Origin of the sequence: Lentzea sp. NPDC051838 (genome assembly GCF_040681245.1) — a bacterium.
GTDB lineage: Bacteria > Actinomycetota > Actinomycetes > Mycobacteriales > Pseudonocardiaceae > Lentzea.
The window spans coordinates 400,724-416,413 of sequence record NZ_JBFAYI010000004.1 but is presented as its reverse complement, the minus strand read 5'-3'; the positions used below and the strand labels follow the sequence as shown (position 1 = coordinate 416,413).

Here is a 15,690-nt window from a genome sequence, read left to right as displayed (position 1 = left end):
TCAGGCCTGCCCGATCCGCTGGCGCTGCGAGCCCAGGCGGTCGACGGCGACCTCGACCACGTCGCCCGCGCGCAGGTAGCCGAAGTCGTTGACGCCGAGCGCCACCCCGGCCGGAGTGCCCGTGTTCACCACGTCGCCGGGCTCCAGGACCATGAACTGGCTGAGGTACCAGATCACGTGGTGCACGCCGAACAGCATGTTCTTGGTGTTGCCGTCCTGGCGCGGCTCACCGTTCACGCTCAGCTTCAGGCCGAGCGCCTGGGGATCACCCACCTCGTCGGCGGTGACCAGCCACGGGCCCAACGGGTTGAACGTCTCGCACGACTTGCCCTTGGTCCACTGACCACCGCGCTCGATCTGGAACTCGCGCTCGCTGACGTCGTTCGAGATCGCGTAGCCCGCGATCACCCCCGCCGCGTCGGCAGGGCTCTCCAGGTACCGCGCCGTCGCGCCCAGCACGACGGCCAGCTCGACCTCGTAGTCGGTCTTCACACTCCGCCGCGGCACCAGCACGGTGTCGTTCGGGCCGACGATCGTGTTGGTGTTCTTCATGAACACCACGGGCTCGCTCGGCGGCTCTGCGGACGTCTCCGCCGCGTGGTCGGAGTAGTTGAGCCCGATGCACACCAGCGCACCGGGACGCGCGACCGGCGCGCCGATCCGCACCCCGGTGACGTCCAGCTCCGGCAGACCGGTCAGAGCGTCGCGCACTCGTGCCACCCCGCCGCCCGCCAGGAAGTCACCGTCGATCTCCCGGGTCACCGGCCGCAGGTCGCGGGCCTGTCCGGAGTCGTCCAGCACGGCGGGAATCTCAGCGCCGGGATCGCCCACACGCAGCAGTCGCATCGCAGTTCCTCAAGGTCGAAGTGGTCACGGGGTCGGCACGTCGAGGCCGAGCAGTCCTTCAGAGCGCAGGTCCGCCCACAGGTCAGCGGGAGGAGGCGAGGCGAGCGCGGCGACGTTCGCGTGGATCTCGCTCTCGGCACGGGCCCCGATCAGCGCACCGGTCACCGCCGGGTGCCCGAAGGGGAACCACAGCGCGACAGCCGGCAACGTCGTGCCGTGCCGGGCGCAGACGGCGGCGATCCGCCGGGCGCGATCGACCACGGCAGCCGGAGCGGTCGCGTAGTCGTAGGTGGCGTCAGCCGGTACGTCCTGGCGGGCCAGCAGACCGGAGTTGAACAACCCGGCGGCCAGCACGTCCACCCCGCGCTCGGCGCACAACGGCAGAAGTTCCGCCAGGGCGGGCTGTTCCAGCAACGTGTAGCGGCCGGCCAGCAGCACGACGTCCACATCGGACTCCCGCACGAACCGGGCGAGCATCTGCCACTGGTTCATACCGGCCCCGATCGCGCCGATCACGCCCTGCTCGCGCAGCTCCACCAGCGCCGGGATCGCCTCTCCCGCAGCCTGTTCCCAGTGGTCGTCGGGGTCGTGCACGTAGACCACGTCGACCCGGTCGAGCCCGAGGCGTTCGAGCGACGACTCCAGGCTCCGCCGCACGCCGTCCGCGCTGAAGTCCCACTCCCGCCGCAGGGTCGCCGGCACGGCGAAGCCCTCGGGGTCGAGTCCCGTCGCGTCCGGATCGGGCACCAGCAGGCGGCCGACCTTGGTGGACAACACGAACTCGTCGCGCGGACGATCCCGCAACGCCTCGCCGAGCCGCCGTTCGGCCAGGCCCAACCCGTAGTGCGGGGCGGTGTCGAAGATCCGGACACCGCTCTCCCACGCCGCGTCCACCACCGCACGGGCCTCGCGGTCGGTCACCTCGGTGTACAGGCTGCCCAGCGGGGAGGTGCCCAGTCCCAGCCGGCCCGCGGTGTCAGCCACGGGGACGCAGCCTCAGCGCGTCCATGCCGCCGTCGACGGCGAGCACGGTTCCGGTGGTGGAGCCCGACAACGGGCTCGCGAGGTACGCGATCGCGTTGGCGATCTCCTCGGCGCTGACCAGCCGGCCGTGCGGCTGCCTCGCCTCCAGCGCCGCCAGTTCGGCCGCCGGATCCGATGCCGAGTCGAGCAGCCTGCGCACCCACGGCGTGTCCGCGGTGCCGGGCGCGACCGCGTTCACCCTGATGCCCTCACGGATGTGGTCGGCGGCGAGCGCGCGCGTCAACGCGTGCACCGCACCCTTGCTCGCCGAGTACACCGCCCGCTGTGGCAGACCCGCCGTGCCCGCGATCGAGCCGGTGTTCACGATGGCTGCGGCCCCGGACGAACGCAGGTGCGGCAGCGCGGCACGAGCGACCCTGGCCATCCCGATCACGTTGACGTCGAACACTTTCCGCCACTCGTCGTCGGTCGCTGCGGCCACGTCGCCCTGGGCGCCGACACCCGCGTTGTTCACGACGACGTCGAGACCGCCGAAGTGCTCGACCACCGCTGCCACGGCGTCGCGAACGCTCTGGTCGTCCGTGACATCCGCCTTCACGAACAACATGCCCTCCGGCAGCCCGTCCGCCGCCAGGTCGAGCACCGCGACCCGCGCGCCGCGGCCGGCCAGCACCTCGGCCGTGCTCCGCCCGATGCCGGATCCACCACCGGTGACCAGCGCCACCAGCCCGTCGAAATCACCCACTGCCAACAACTCCGTTCAAGGTTCGATGATCATCTGGACAGGCGGCCGGGGTCGCCGGCATCGCTGCGCCGCACCAGCCAGGCCTCGGTGATGTGGGCGAACATGGCCTCGGAGGCGCCCACCGGGTCGTGTGCCGCGATCCGCTCGTAGATGCGGCGGTGCCCCTGGTTCGAGGCCGCGCACAAGTCGCGGTCGGTCCGGCCCGTGTACCGGGCGGTGTGGCCGACCTGGGTCTCCAGCGCTCGCACCACGCCTCGCGCGATGCGGTTGCCGGACGCCCTCATGATCGTGTCGTGGAAGGCGTGGTCCTGCTGGCGGTACCTCTCGGGGTCGCCCACCAGCTGGTCCATGAGCTCCACGAGCGCGCCCAGCGCCGCGACGGTCTCCTCGCCGGCCGTGCGCGCGGCCATCTCCGCCATGTCCGACTCGAGCATCCGGCGCGTGACCACCAGGTCGTCGAGGACGCCCAGCGTCTCGTCGTCGGCGATGACGGCCCCGAGGACCACGTCGTCGAGCATGTTCCAGCTCGACGACGGCGTGACCTGCGTGCCCGCGCCCTGGCGCACCTGCACCAAGCCTTTCTCCTGCAGCACTTTCACCGCCTCGCGGATCACCGTCCTGCTCACCGAGAACGTCTCGCACAGCACCGGTTCGGGCGGCAGCGACGTCCCGGACGGGTGATCGCCGCGCACGATCCGTTCCACGAGCTCGGTCGTGACCGCCGTGGCCAGGTTCGCCGGCCTGCGCGCCCAGGCCGGCGCGAGCAGAGTTGGCCGGCGACTTGTCTCCGTCATGGCGTCGAGCGTAGCCAACGAAGGGCGTTGACGTAATACGTCATACGAATTACGTTCAGCACACTTCGTCGGGCCCTACGACGCCCGGCCACCATCTCGAGAAGTGAGCAGAGATGAACAAGCGGACACTGTGGTCTGCCGCCCTGGTGGTAGGGCTGGCTGTCACGGCATCAGCGTGCGGAAGCGCCGCGGGACCGGGCTCGTCCTCCGGAGGCTCCGGCGACAAGCTGGTCGTCTGGGACTGGAAGTCGGGCGACGCGAAGGCCGCGAACTACCTGGCCAAGGCCAAGGCCGACTTCGCGAAGAAGCACCCCGGCGTGAACATCGAGTTCGTCGCCCAGCCGTACGACCAGTTCTACACACTGCTCGGCACGGCCATCCAGTCCGGCAAGGGCCCCGACGTCATCATGTTCAACGGTGGCGGCAAGATCCGCGACCGCTCCGACGCGCTCGCCCCGCTGGACGAGTACGTCGGAGAGGACAAGCAGCGCCTGGCGGGCTGGGAGGCGTTCAGCAAGGAGGGCAAGGTCTACGCCGAGCCCGTGACCCTGCAGGGCCACCCGATCTACTACAACAAGGACCTGTACCAGAAGGCCGGCCTCAACCCCGACTCCCCGCCGAAGACCTGGGACGAGTTCACCAAGAACTGCGGTGTCGTCACCGAGAAGACCGGCGCGAAGTGCTTCGCGCTGGGCAACAAGGAGGGCATCGGCATCCAGTTCTGGTTGTCCGCCATGGGTTCCGCGATCCTGACGCCGCAGGAGTACGACGACTGGATCAACGGCAAGCGCGACTGGAACTCCGCGAACGTCAAGAAGATCTTCGAGCTGTGGAAGCAGGCCGGTGACACCGGGCTCAACAGCGACGGCGCCAACTCGACCGCGATGTTCAACGACGCGTTCGGGATCTTCAACTCCGCCAAGGCCGCCAACGTCATCGGCCTGATGTCCGACGTCGGCCACTGGAAGGACTTCTCCGAGTTCCTCACGCCGGAGAAGGTCGGCGTCATGCCGGCACCGGTCGTGAACTCCGCGGCGAAGCCGAGCCTGCCGTACGACGGCGGCATCGGGTACGCCGTCGCCAAGTGGACGAAGGACCCGAAGCTCGCCGCGGACCTGGTGCGCTCGCTGACGTCGACGGACGCCCTCAAGTCGTTCTACGAGGACGGCGGCGCCATCGTCTCCGACACCACGGTCGACGTCTCGAAGGGCGGCCCCTCGGTCAAGACCATCCAGACCGAGGTCAAGTCCGGCAAGCCCGCCCTGCACGTCGCGCTGCCGTCCAAGACGGTCGACCTGATGGGCCGGCTGTCCCAGGAACTGCTCAGCGGCTCGACCACCGTGGACGACGTGGTCACGCAGCTCGCCGCATCGGACAAGAACGGCTGATCGACGTGGCCGCACCCTCTCCGTCTCTCGCGGGCTCGGCCACGGCCGGGCCCGCCAGGGCGGCGGCGACCCTCTCCCGGCGTGACCGCGCCGGGCGACGGGCCGAGCGCCTCGCGCCGCTGGTCCTGCTCGCCCCCGCCCTGCTGATCATCGTCGGGCTGCGGCTGTGGCCGCTCGTGCTCGGCGTCAACTTCTCCTTCACCGGCGACGGCGACCGCAACGGCATGGCGGTCGGCTTCGAGAACTACACGACGCTGTTCGCCGATCCCCTGTTCCAGACGGCGTTGCGCAACGTCGGCCTGCTCGTGCTGCTGTTGCCGGTCGCGGTGGCGATCCCGGGCCTGCTCGCCACGTTCATCTTCCTGAAGGTGCCGGGGCACAAGCTCTACCGGGGCGTCTACTTCTTCCCCGCCGTGCTCTCCCCCGTGATCGTCGGCGCGATCTTCAACCTGCTGCTGGCGTTCGACGGTCCGCTCAACAAGGTTCTCGGCGGGCTCGGCCTCGGTCCGGTGGACTGGCTCGGCGACCCCGGCGTGGCGATCTTCGCGGTCGTCGGGGTGCACGTCTGGGCCACGTTCGGCATGGCACTGGTCGTGTTCCTGGCCGGGTTCGCGACGCTGGACTCCTCGTTGCTCGACGCCGCGAAGGTCGACGGCGCGTCGTTCGCGCAGACCGTCCGGCACGTGATCGTCCCGAGTCTCTCGCGCACGATCCAGTTCGTCTTCGTCACCACCATGATCGGCATGCTGACGTCGATGTTCGGCCTGGTCTACGTGATGACGACCGGCGGTCCGGCGGGCTCGACCTACCTGCCGGAGTACTACATCTGGATCCAGCAGGGCCAGCTGAACCAGCCGGCGCTCGCGTCCGCGGCCTCGACCGTGCTGTTCCTGATCATGCTCGTCGTGGGACTCGCCCAGATCGGCATCCTGCGCCGCGCCGCGGGCAAGGAGGACTGATGTCATCAGGCACCCGGCTGACGAGGTGGGTCGTCGCCGTCCCGATGGCCGCGCTCGCGCTGGCCACGATCTACCCGCTGGTGTTCACCGCGAACGTGGCGATGAAGACCCGCCGCGAGTACGTGCTCGACCGGTTCTCCCTGGCCGACTCGTTCAGCTTCGACAACATCGTCAAGGCGTGGACGAGCGTCGGGATGTCCCGCTACTTCTTCAACTCGGTGATCGTGGTGGCGTGCTCGGTGGCGCTGCTGCTGTTGCTCGGGTCGATGGCGGGCTTCGCGTTGGCACGACTGACCTTCCGCGGGTCGTCCGCGCTCTTCCTGGGCATCCTCGCCGCGTTGTTCGTGCCGTTCCAGGTGATCATGGTGCCGCTGGCGCGGATCATGGCGGACGTCGGCCTGATGGACACCTACCCCGGTCTGATCCTCGCGTACGTGGCCCAGTTCCTGCCGTTCACGATCTTCCTGCTGACGAGCTACTACTCGACCGTGCCGCCGGACATCGTCGACGCCGCGCGCATCGACGGGAACACGGTGTACGGGGTCTACTGGCGGATCATGATCCCGATCGGTGCTCCTGCACTGCTGTCGGTCGGTGTGCTGAACGCGTTGTTCTGCTGGAACGACGTGCTCATCTCGTTGCTGATGATGCCCTCCGCCGAACACCGCACGCTGATGGTCGGCGTGACGTCGTTGCGCGGCCAGTACTCCGACGACATCCCGACGTTCGCGTCCGGCGTGCTGATCGCCGCGATCCCCGTCCTGGTCGTCTACCTCTTCCTGCAACGCCAGATCGCCGACGGTGTCACCGCCGGGTCCACGAAGGGCTGACATGCGCATCACTGGTCTGCGGACCCTCACCACCGTCCACGACTGGGGCCGCCCGGTGGGAGATGCCAACGGCGTCTACTCCGACGGCCGCGTCCGGGTTCCGATAGTCGTCGTCGAGACCGACACCGGCATCACCGGCGTCGGTCTCGGACCGCACGTGGAGATCGAGAGCGTCTTCAGCGCCATCGAGGGCGAGGACCCGCGCTCGGTCACCGCCCTCTACGACCGGATGCTGCGCCGGACGTTCAAGGCGGGCCACCAGGGTTCGGTGTTCGGCACCATCGGCGCCCTCGACACCGCGCTCTGGGACATCAAGGCGCAGGCGGCGGGAGAGCCGTTGTGGCGGTTGCTCGGCGGCCGCGACCGCCGCGTCCCCGCCTACGCCTCGGCGCTCGACATCGCTCTGGACGACGACGAGTTCGTTGCGGCGTACCAGGAGTACGCCGATCTCGGGCTGCGCGCGGCGAAGGTCAAGGGCGGTCTCGACGTCGAGCAGGACCGGTACCGCCTGACGCTGGTCCGCGACGTGCTGGCCAAGGCCGGCCGCGGTGTCCGGCCGAGCCTGATGCTCGACGTCAACGAGACCTGGACGCGCAAGCAGGCCGTGCGGCACGTCGGCGAGATCGAACGGACCCTCGACCTGACGTGGATCGAGGAACCGGTCCGCCGCTGGGACGTGGAGGGCCACGCCGCGGTGGGCCGTGGCATCCGCGCCTCGGTCGCCACCGGCGAGAACCTCACCGGACTGGAACAACACCGCGCTCTCATCGCGGCGGGCGCCGTCGACGTCGTGCAGACGGCGGGAGTCTGGGGCATCACGCACTTCCTGCGGGTGGCCACTCTCGCGCACGCCCACGACCTACCCGTCAGCCCCATCGGCACCACGCCGGTCGGACTGCTGCACGCCGCCACGTCGTTGCCCAACCACCTGGTGAGCGAACTGCAGGACCTGCGGCCACCGCTGGGCGTCTCGGTCGACTACCACATCGAGGACGGCGCCTATGTGCTCGGTGACAAGCCAGGTCTGGGGCTGTGCGTCGACGAGAAGGCGATCGCCGCGGCCGGCGACCTGATCCCGGAACCGACGTACGGCGGCTCGCACATCCGGCCCGAGAACGCCGGGCGTCGCCTGCACTCGGTCGAGACCGGCACAGCTCTTCGCGTCTAGGAGGCCACAATGGACAGTCCACAACGGCGCTACGGCATGATGATCCGGCTGCGCCCGGAGAAGCGCGAGGAGTACCTGCGGCTGCACTCCGCGGTCTGGCCCGGCGTCGAGAAGGCGATGTACGACGCCAACATCCGCAACTTCACCATCTTCCTGCACGACGACCTGCTGATCGGCTACTACGAGTACGTCGGCGAGGACCACGACGCCGACCAGGCCCGCATCGCCGCCGACCCCGAGACGCAGCGCTGGTGGGCTCTCACCGATCCCTGCCAGGAGTCGCTGGTAGAACGCGAGGGCGGCAACTGGTGGTCGCCCCTGCAGGAGGTCTGGCACCAGGCCGAGCCGGCCTGATCCGCACGCGAAAAGGCGCGGCACCCACACGGGTGCCGCGCCCTTTCGTTGTCAGCTCACCCTGATGATCTGCCACTGCTGGCTGTTCGCGCCCGTGTCCGTGACCTGGACGACCGCGGTACCCGCGCTCGTCGACGACCCGGACGGGGCCAGCACCTTGCCGCTGTTGACGTTCTTCAGCTTGGTGTAGCCGCCACCGGCGTCCACCAGCTGCCAGCGCTGGTTGTTGCCGTTGTTGTCGGCCCACTGCACGACCGGCGCGTTCTCGGCGGTGGAGAACCCGTTGACGTCGATCAGCTTGCCGCTCTTCTGGCTGGAGATCTCGAACGCGCCGCCCGTCACGGCCTCGAACTTCCAGTTCTGGTTGTCCGCGCCGCCGTAGCCCCACTGGATGATGCTCGCGCCGTCCGTGGTGGACGCGCCGTTGACGTCGACGGCCAGCCCGCTGTTCCGGTTGATGATCTTGTAGAAGGCGCCCTGTGCTGGGAAGGCCACGCTGGCGAAGGCGTCCACCGCGCAGACGGTGCCGGTGGCGGCCGCGTTCTTCGTGCCCTTGCACACGACCTTGATCGTGTGCGACCCGAGAGGCAGGTCCGTCTTGCTGAACAGCACGACCTGCTTCGTCACCGAGGACGCGTAGGCGTCGATGTCGGACTGCACAAGCGTGTTGTCGATGTAGACGTCGACCTTGCCCATGTTGGGCTGCGTCATGCTGACGTACTGGATGCCGGTGCCGGAGAAGGTGTACTGGGCGGAGTTGTTCGCCTGGGCCGTGTAGCTCTCCGAGCCCTGGTAGTCCTGGGCGTCGGTCCAGTTGTTCCAGGTGCCCGTGTAGGTCACCTGGGAGTCCTTGTCGTCGACGTAGGACGACGTCTGCGGCCTGCGGACGAGCGACGCCGACTCCGCGGACCGGTTGCCCTGGCCGTCCAGGACGTAGAGCTTGTAGTCGCCCGCCGCCGCCGGGATCGCGATGGAGGTGGCGGTGCCGCTCGCACTGGTCATCGTGGCACCGGCGGTGAAGCTCGTCGTGCCCGAAGGTGCCAGCCAGATCGTCTTCGACGCGTCACCGGGGGTCCTGATCGGAATCGACGACCCGCTGGTGGTGCTGAAGGTGCTCGCGGGCAGGATCCGGTCCGGAGTGGACGCGCCGTTGCCGGGCAGGATGTCCCGGTACGCCGCTTCGAGACCGGAGTTCGCCGTGATCTGGTACGCCGCCGCGGGCCACACGTTGTCCGAGTAGACCTGCACGTCCTGGATGGTGCTGTTCGGGACGTTCTTGTCGGCGATCTTGTTGAGGGTGCCGTACGTGTTCGTGATGTTCACGTCGTGCTGGCGTCCCCAGGTGCCCGAGTTGATCGAGTACGCCACGAACGGCGACACGTTCAGCACGTTGTCCGAGTAGTTGATGAACGCCGAGCCCTCGTCCGGGTGCAGGCCGTACTTGTGCCCGCCCGGCACGCCCTGCAGGTAGTTGTTGCTGATCGTCGTCGTGGGCTGGGCGCCCAGCGTGTAGATGGGCGCCGAGTCGCCGAGGCTCAGCATCGTGTCGACGATCTGGTTGTAGCTGACGTTGTTGTTCTTCGCGGTGGCGGTCGGCGAACCCGGCACGATGGAACCCGAGGAACCGTCGAAGTTCCACCAGCCCCAGCCGAGCGTGACGCCGTTCCACGGCGCCTTCTCGATCAGGTTGTGCTGCACGGTCAGCGTGTCGGTGAAGTACGCCGAGATCGCGCTGCTGCCGTTGAAGAGCACCGCGCTGTCGTAGAGGTAGTTGTTCTTGATCTCGATGTTCTTGACGGGACCCTCGACCGCCGTCGGGTACTTCTCCTTGTTGGTGCTCGTGTAGTCACCCATGTAGATGTGCTGCGGGTGGCCCACGTCGATGGCCGAGCCGCCGATGTCGTTGGTGACGTTGCCGGTCAGCTTCGTGTCCGACACGTCGTTCGGCAGGCTGATGCCGTCCGAACCTGTGTGCTGCACCTTGTTGCGTTCCAGCACGATGTTGTCGGCGTTCTCGATCTGCACGGCACCCGGCGGCAGCACGACGTTGCGGTAGAAGTACTCGTGGAAGTTCTTCTTCCCGTAGGCGAGGTCGCCGCCGTTGCCCTGCTGCGACTGCTTGAACGCCGAACCGGCCACGTCGAACAGGTTCCAGTCCGAGTGCTGGATCGTGAGTCCGCTGAAGGTCAGGTTGCGGACGTGGTTCGACGTCGACGTACCGGCGACCTTGAGCAACGTGGAGACGTTGTTCGGTGCCCAGACCGACGCGGTGGCCATGTTCTCGGTGTCGGACTTGTAGTAGTAGAGCTGCTGGTTGGTGCGGTCGAAGAAGAACTCGCCCGGCGTGTCCAGGAACTCGTAGGCGTTCATGACCTTGTGGCTGCCGTCGACCTGGAAGTTGCCGTTGAACGCACCCGCCGCGATGGCCGCACCGGGCTGCTGGAGCAGCGCGACCCGGTTGCCGCCGTCCGTGGTGACCTGCCGGACGCCCACGACCGCCGTGGTCCAGGTCGTCGCGGTCTCGATCTCCAGGTCGCTCTGGTTCTGCGCGATGGCGGGCAGATCGGACTGGCTGTACTTCACGCCGTCGCACTGCGTACCGGACTCCCACGCCCAGTCGGCCTGGCCCGCGGTGATGGTGTAGGTGCCGTAGCAGCCCGCGGAGTTGATCGTCTTCGACGCCATGACCGCGCGCTTGTCGTTGACGTAGAGCGCGCGCAGCTTGTTGGCGCGGGTGAGCGGGGCCTTCCAGATGTTGCCGCTCTGCTGCGTCCACCCGGTCACCTGGACGCCGCCGTTGAGAACCGGGGTCTCACCGGGGTACGCGGAGTAGAGCACCCGGTTCCCGTTCGTGCCCGAGTCGCTCGGCGTGAAGTCGATCGTGCTCGTCACCGGGTAGTTCCCGCCGCGCAGGTACACCTGGATGTCGCCGGTCATGTTCGAGTTGACCGTGCGGACGACGTCTCGCGCGCGTTGGACGGTCTTGAAAGGTGCCGAGATCGTCCCGGCGTTGGTGTCGTTGCCTGAGGGCGACACGTAGTAGGTCGCCTGGACGGCGGCGGCGGCCGATTGCGTGGAACCGGCGAGGAAAAGAGCGAACAGTCCTAAGGCGAGCACCGCGGACAGGGCTCGCCTGACACTAAAGAACGAAGCCACACTGGTTCCCTTCGCGAATCACCGTTGATCAGCAGTCGTCACCGCAGGCGCCATCGCCGGGCGCACTCCGTGGAATCTGAGGCGTCCGGTCCGACGGACTGCGTGAACTGAGCAGGAAACATATGACGTCTCACGTATGACGTCAACGGTTGACCGCGCGGTAACAAATCCGGGGGGCCGTCGTGCGATCGGCCTCGCACTGTGACGCACGCCACTGCTCGGTGAGAACCTGATCGTCGATCTCCACGTCTTCCCGTGTGTGAGAGCGATCCGGGGTGAGCCGGCCGACCTGGACGAGGAACAACTCGTCCGCCGCGTCGCACGGGGTGACCGCCGCGCGTTCGAGGAGCTGTACCGCCGCACCTCGCCGTGGCTGACCGTCCGGCTGCGCAGGCGGTGCTCGGACGACCAGGTCGTCGCCGAGGTGCTGCAGGAGACCTACCTCGCGGTGTGGCGGGCGGCGGACGCGTTCGCCGGGGCGGCCGTCGGCGGCAGCGCGGTCGGCTGGCTGTGGTCCATCGCCGCCCGCCGCCTGGTCGACGCGTTCCGCAGGCGCGCGCACCACGCCCAGCCACCCGCCGCCTTGTCCGAGCAGAGCGTCCGCGCCGCCGAGGACGAGGTGCTCGACGTGGTGGTCGGGGACGAGGTGGGTGACGCGTTGCGCCTGCTCGCTCCCGAGCTGCGGCAGGTGTTGCAGGCGATGGTGCTCGACGGGTTGTCGGTGCGGGAGACGTCGGTGCTGCTCGGGGTGCCGGAGGGCACCGTCAAGACCCGTGCGAGGCGGGCTCGGATCGCGATGCGGGAGGCCCTGTCATGACTATCCGGAGTCAGAGGTCGATGAAGGGAACCTTCATCGACGTGGCCGGGACTGTGCGGGAGGCCCTGTCATGACCACCCATCACCCGGACGATTTGCTGCTGCAGCGTTACGCGCGAGGCGACGACATCGAGGCTGACGCACTGTGGGCCGTCGAGTCGCACCTCGAGACCTGCGCCCCGTGCCGCGGCCGCCTCGCCCCAGACCCGATCGCCGCCCAGGCGTGGACCGACCTGAAGCCACTGCTCGACCGCACCCCGCAGATGCCGCCCGCGCGGTCGTGGCTGCGGCGCGTCAGCCACTGGGTTTCCCCCGTGGCCGGGCCGTGGCTCGCGATGATCGTCCTCGTCACCGCCACCGCCGTGGCGCTGGACCAGCTCGGCGCGGTGGCACGCGGGCAGATCTCGTTGGTGCTGCTGGTCGCGCCGGTGCTGCCGGTGGTCGGGGTCGCCGTTTCCTGGGGCCGCGCAATGGATCCGGCATACGAGCTCACCGCTGCTACCCCACGTGCGGGGCTGCCGCTGGTGTTCCGCCGCACCGCCGCCGTACTGGCCGTGGTCGTACCGGCGCTGCTGGTGGCGAGCGCGCTGACCGGAGCGTCGCTGACGGGCTGGCTCCTGCCGTGCCTCGCGTTCACCACGGCCACGCTCGCACTCGGCGGGCTGGTCGGCGTCCCCCGTGCCGCGCTCACGCTGATCGCCGCGTGGGCCGCCGGGATCGTCGTGCCGACGATCGCGCTCAGCCGCACGTCCGTCGCATTCCACGAAGCCGCCACTCCGGTGTGGGCGGGTGTGCTGGCACTGGGGCTGATCGTGATCAGCCTGCACCGGCTCGCCTTCACGCGGCTGAACCGATGACCGAACTTTTCAACGCAGCCAAGGAGATCAGCATGCGCGCGGTGGGAGCCGAGGAGGTCACGCCGACCTCGTTCCCCTGGGAGATCGAGGCCGACGGCCTGAGGGTGCGGGTGGGCGGAAGGCGTGGCCGCGACGCGGTGAACGGGCTGACGCTAAGGCTGGGCAGAGGGGTGCACGGGCTGCTCGGCCCGAACGGCGCCGGCAAGACCACGTTGATCAGGACGCTGGCCACGGTGCAGAAGCCGAGCGCGGGCTCGTTGTCGTTGCTCGGCACCTCGCCACAGAAAACGGGACTGCGGGCGTTGCGCCGGAAGCTGGGTTACCTGCCGCAGAACTTCGGTTTCTACAAGCGGTTCACCGTGCGCGAGTTCGTCGAGTACCTGGCGTGGCTCAAGGAGATGCCGCCGGAGTCCGTTCCGGACGCGGTGCAGCGCGCCATTGAGCGCGTGGGTCTGGCCGATCGCGCCGACGACAGGCTGAAGACGTTGTCCGGCGGCATGATCCGCCGCGTGGGCATCGCGCAGGCCATCGTCAACGACCCGGAGATCCTGCTGCTGGACGAACCGACGGTGGGCCTCGATCCCGCGCAACGGCTGCGGTTCCGCGAGCTCGTGGCCGAACTGGGACAGCAGGCGTGCGTGCTGATCTCCACGCACCTCGTCGAGGACGTCGCGGCGGCGTGCACCGACGTGGTGCTCGTCGCGGAGGGATCCCTGGTGTTCCAGGGAACTCCCGCGGATCTCGAAGCAGCGGGAACAACGGACCACGTCGGTGACAGCCCGATCGAGCGCGGCTACACGGCCCTGCTCAACAAGCGCGGGGGTGGCTGGTGACGGGGTTGCGCATCGAGCTGCGGCGGTCGTCCGCGCTCTGGGCCGGGCTGCTCGTGATCGCGGCAGGCACGGCCATGCTGATGGTGCTCACGGGCGACGGCTCCAGGTGGGCGGGCAACTCGACGTCGGCGGTGCTGGAGCTGCGCAAGCCGCTCACGTACGTGTGGGCGCTCGTGGTCGGTCTGGCTGTCCTGCAAGGAATGCGGGACAGCAGGGCCGGGGTGGGCGAGCTGTTCGCCACCACGTCCCGCCGTGGCTGGGTCCGGCTGGGCGCGCTGGCGGCGGCGGTCGGGGGTGCGACGGCGGTGGGCACCCTGCTGCTGTGCGCGGGCGTGGTCGTGCGGGTCGCGATCGGCGGCGGGTTCGTGTCGGCCGGGTTCGTCCCGCTCGCGCTCACCGTGGTGCTGGCGTTCGGGGCCGGCGCCGTGCTGGGGCTCGCCGTGGGACGCCTGCTGCCGCACCCGTTGGTCGCACCGGTGGCGTTGGTGGCGACGTTCACGCTGGCGACGATCGCCTACCAGGCGCAGGACGTGTGGTCTCCGGACGGCCGCATACCCCCGATGGCGTTGCTGGTGCCCGCGTTCGACCCGCCGCCCTCGGACCTGGTGACCACCTCCACGTCGGTCGACCTCGGCCAGATCGTGTGGTTCGCCGGGCTCGCGATCACGGCACTGCTGCTGTTCGTGGCACGGTCGCTCCCCGGACGTCTGGGAGCCCTGGTTCCCGCCGGGCTCGCGATGGCGCTGGCCGTCTCGATCCTGCCGGCCAAGCTCTCCGACGTGCTGGTGACCGACTCGATCGGCGGCGCGATGGTGTGCGACGGCCCGGTGTGCGTGAGCCGGGTGCACGAGCCGAGCCTGGCCGTGGCGGCCGACGTCGGCAGGGACGTGCTGACGAAGCTGTCGGTGCTGCCCAGCCCTCCGACCAAGATCCGGGAGGACACCTCGGCGATGGCCCACTTCGCCACGGCACCGCCCAGCGGCGACGTCATCCGGCTGGACTCGCAGCAGAGCCCGTCCGCGCTCTCGCTGGCACCGGAGCAGCTGCGGCGGGAGATGCTCGCCGGAGCGGGCGTTTCCTCGTGCACCGGGCCGAACACCGTCAACAGCTTCGAGACCAGGGTGCGTCACCTGACCGCCGCCTACTTCACCGGCGAACTGGCCCCGCTCGCTTCCGCACCGGACCTGTGGGGCTACCCGCAGCCGCGTGCGGCTCTCGAGGAGGACTGGCGGCTGTTCCGCGCGCAGCCCGCCCCGGAACAGCTGAACCGGGTCGTGAAGGCGAGGGAGATGTTGCTGGCGTGCCAGGACTCCGAACGGGTTCGCGACGTCCTGGTGGCGCCATGAGGCCCGTCGCGTTGTACGCGCGGTCCCGCGGTGTGCCCGCCGCCCTCGCGATGCTGCCGGTAGTAGTTCTTCTCGCCTGGTCGGTGATGCACTCGCCGTGGACCGCGTTGAGCGCCTCGCTGACGTCGCTGGCGGCGGTGCTGGTGATCACCGTCGGACTCGCCGGCCAGGACCCGGAGCTCGACCGGTCGACCGCGCTGCCGTGGCCCGCCTGGCGGTTCTGGCACCTCGTGCTCGCGGGTGTGCTGGCGGCGATCCCGGTGCTGCTGGTGCAGGAGCTCGGCACGCGGAGCTTCGGCTTCGAGTTCGTCGTGCGCGACACGGCGGGCATGGTCGGGCTGGCGGGACTCGCGGCGGCGGTGATCGGGGCGAGGTTCGCTCCCGTGGCGCCGTTGGTGTGGTGGGCCGTCAGCGCGATGATGCCGCCCGGCGACTCGGTGCCGGCCCGGATGATCGCGTGGCCCACGCAGCCTCCCGACGACGCGGCGGCGATGTGGACGGCAGGGGTGCTGTTCCTCAGCGGCGTCACCGCCTACGTGGTGCGCGGCGGGCGCCGGTAGTCCCCTGACAACAGCAGAACAACCGCCGTACAACAGCGCGGCGGTACCTCTTCG

At 69.1% G+C, this 15,690-nt stretch carries 15 protein-coding genes; 10 read left to right on the top strand and 5 right to left on the bottom strand.

Annotated elements, in window-relative coordinates; translation table 11 throughout:
- The 4 genes from AB0M24_RS13105 to AB0M24_RS13090 are packed head-to-tail and all read right to left on the bottom strand — an operon-like array spanning window position 1 to window position 3,369.
- Window positions 1-846, bottom strand: coding sequence for a fumarylacetoacetate hydrolase family protein (locus AB0M24_RS13105; RefSeq protein WP_363765397.1), 846 nt, complete (start codon window positions 844-846; stop codon window positions 1-3).
- A 24-nt stretch (window positions 847-870) separates the two neighbouring features.
- Complete coding sequence (locus AB0M24_RS13100) at window positions 871-1,830, bottom strand: aldo/keto reductase (RefSeq protein ID WP_363765394.1); 960 nt, start codon at window positions 1,828-1,830, stop codon at window positions 871-873.
- The gene (locus AB0M24_RS13095) at window positions 1,823-2,575 is read right to left on the bottom strand and encodes an SDR family oxidoreductase (RefSeq protein ID WP_363765391.1); all 753 of its coding nucleotides are present in this window, start codon (window positions 2,573-2,575) and stop codon (window positions 1,823-1,825) included. Before AB0M24_RS13095 ends, AB0M24_RS13100 begins: the two co-directional genes overlap by 8 nt.
- A 29-nt stretch (window positions 2,576-2,604) precedes the next feature.
- Window positions 2,605-3,369, bottom strand: a complete 765-nt coding sequence (locus tag AB0M24_RS13090) for a FadR/GntR family transcriptional regulator (RefSeq protein WP_363765388.1) — start codon at window positions 3,367-3,369, stop codon at window positions 2,605-2,607.
- Window positions 3,370-3,482: 113 nt separating this feature from the next.
- Between AB0M24_RS13090 and AB0M24_RS13085 the strand changes: the two genes are divergently transcribed.
- Genes AB0M24_RS13085 through AB0M24_RS13065 form a run of 5 tightly spaced genes read left to right on the top strand, consistent with a single transcriptional unit; the run spans window position 3,483 to window position 8,068 of the window.
- Window positions 3,483-4,757 (top strand): extracellular solute-binding protein, encoded by a 1,275-nt coding sequence (locus tag AB0M24_RS13085; protein ID WP_363765385.1) that lies wholly within the window; start codon window positions 3,483-3,485, stop codon window positions 4,755-4,757.
- A gap of 5 nt (window positions 4,758-4,762) precedes the next feature.
- Window positions 4,763-5,716, top strand: a complete 954-nt coding sequence (locus AB0M24_RS13080; RefSeq protein WP_363765382.1) for a sugar ABC transporter permease — start codon at window positions 4,763-4,765, stop codon at window positions 5,714-5,716.
- Window positions 5,716-6,546, top strand: a complete 831-nt coding sequence (locus tag AB0M24_RS13075) for a carbohydrate ABC transporter permease (RefSeq protein ID WP_363765379.1) — start codon at window positions 5,716-5,718, stop codon at window positions 6,544-6,546. The genes AB0M24_RS13080 and AB0M24_RS13075 overlap by 1 nt, the downstream gene beginning before the upstream one ends.
- 1 nt (window position 6,547) lies before the next feature.
- The gene (locus AB0M24_RS13070) at window positions 6,548-7,714 is read left to right on the top strand and encodes a mandelate racemase/muconate lactonizing enzyme family protein (protein WP_363765376.1); all 1,167 of its coding nucleotides are present in this window, start codon (window positions 6,548-6,550) and stop codon (window positions 7,712-7,714) included.
- Window positions 7,715-7,723: 9 nt separating this feature from the next.
- The gene (locus AB0M24_RS13065) at window positions 7,724-8,068 is read left to right on the top strand and encodes an L-rhamnose mutarotase (RefSeq protein WP_363765373.1); all 345 of its coding nucleotides are present in this window, start codon (window positions 7,724-7,726) and stop codon (window positions 8,066-8,068) included.
- A gap of 51 nt (window positions 8,069-8,119) precedes the next feature.
- On the opposite strand, the gene AB0M24_RS13060 is transcribed toward AB0M24_RS13065, so the two are convergent.
- The gene (locus AB0M24_RS13060) at window positions 8,120-11,224 is read right to left on the bottom strand and encodes an RICIN domain-containing protein (protein WP_363765370.1); all 3,105 of its coding nucleotides are present in this window, start codon (window positions 11,222-11,224) and stop codon (window positions 8,120-8,122) included.
- A 268-nt stretch (window positions 11,225-11,492) separates the two neighbouring features.
- On the opposite strand from AB0M24_RS13060, the gene AB0M24_RS13055 reads away from it, so the two are divergent.
- From AB0M24_RS13055 to AB0M24_RS13035, 5 genes are all read left to right on the top strand, one after another.
- Entirely contained in the window at window positions 11,493-12,041 is a 549-nt protein-coding gene (locus tag AB0M24_RS13055; RefSeq protein WP_363765742.1) for an RNA polymerase sigma factor, read from the top strand.
- A 70-nt stretch (window positions 12,042-12,111) separates the two neighbouring features.
- On the top strand, window positions 12,112-12,897 hold the full coding sequence (locus tag AB0M24_RS13050; protein WP_363765367.1) for a zf-HC2 domain-containing protein: 786 nt from the start codon (window positions 12,112-12,114) through the stop codon (window positions 12,895-12,897).
- Between the two features lie 32 nt (window positions 12,898-12,929).
- A complete protein-coding gene (locus tag AB0M24_RS13045; protein ID WP_363765364.1) occupies window positions 12,930-13,730 on the top strand; it encodes an ABC transporter ATP-binding protein in 801 nt (266 codons plus the stop codon).
- Window positions 13,727-15,076, top strand: a complete 1,350-nt coding sequence (locus AB0M24_RS13040) for a hypothetical protein (RefSeq protein WP_363765361.1) — start codon at window positions 13,727-13,729, stop codon at window positions 15,074-15,076. The genes AB0M24_RS13045 and AB0M24_RS13040 overlap by 4 nt, the downstream gene beginning before the upstream one ends.
- Window positions 15,073-15,636 carry a hypothetical protein gene (locus tag AB0M24_RS13035; protein WP_363765358.1) on the top strand — a complete coding sequence of 188 codons (564 nt, stop codon included), beginning with the start codon at window positions 15,073-15,075 and terminating at the stop codon, window positions 15,634-15,636. The genes AB0M24_RS13040 and AB0M24_RS13035 overlap by 4 nt, the downstream gene beginning before the upstream one ends.
- The last annotated feature ends 54 nt before the right edge of the window (window positions 15,637-15,690 follow it).

Excerpts from the sequence above, each read along its gene's own strand:
- AB0M24_RS13050 (WP_363765367.1), top strand. The coding sequence starts at position 12,112 with ATGACCACCCATCACCCGGACGATTTGCTGCTGCAGCGTTACGCGCGA.
- AB0M24_RS13065 (WP_363765373.1), top strand. The coding sequence starts at position 7,724 with ATGGACAGTCCACAACGGCGCTACGGCATGATGATCCGGCTGCGCCCG.
- AB0M24_RS13075 (WP_363765379.1), top strand. The coding sequence starts at position 5,716 with ATGTCATCAGGCACCCGGCTGACGAGGTGGGTCGTCGCCGTCCCGATG.
- AB0M24_RS13090 (WP_363765388.1), bottom strand. The coding sequence starts at position 3,369 with ATGACGGAGACAAGTCGCCGGCCAACTCTGCTCGCGCCGGCCTGGGCG.
- AB0M24_RS13105 (WP_363765397.1), bottom strand. The coding sequence starts at position 846 with ATGCGACTGCTGCGTGTGGGCGATCCCGGCGCTGAGATTCCCGCCGTG.
- AB0M24_RS13070 (WP_363765376.1), top strand. The coding sequence starts at position 6,548 with ATGCGCATCACTGGTCTGCGGACCCTCACCACCGTCCACGACTGGGGC.
- AB0M24_RS13085 (WP_363765385.1), top strand. The coding sequence starts at position 3,483 with ATGAACAAGCGGACACTGTGGTCTGCCGCCCTGGTGGTAGGGCTGGCT.
- AB0M24_RS13045 (WP_363765364.1), top strand. The coding sequence starts at position 12,930 with ATGCGCGCGGTGGGAGCCGAGGAGGTCACGCCGACCTCGTTCCCCTGG.
- AB0M24_RS13035 (WP_363765358.1), top strand. The coding sequence starts at position 15,073 with ATGAGGCCCGTCGCGTTGTACGCGCGGTCCCGCGGTGTGCCCGCCGCC.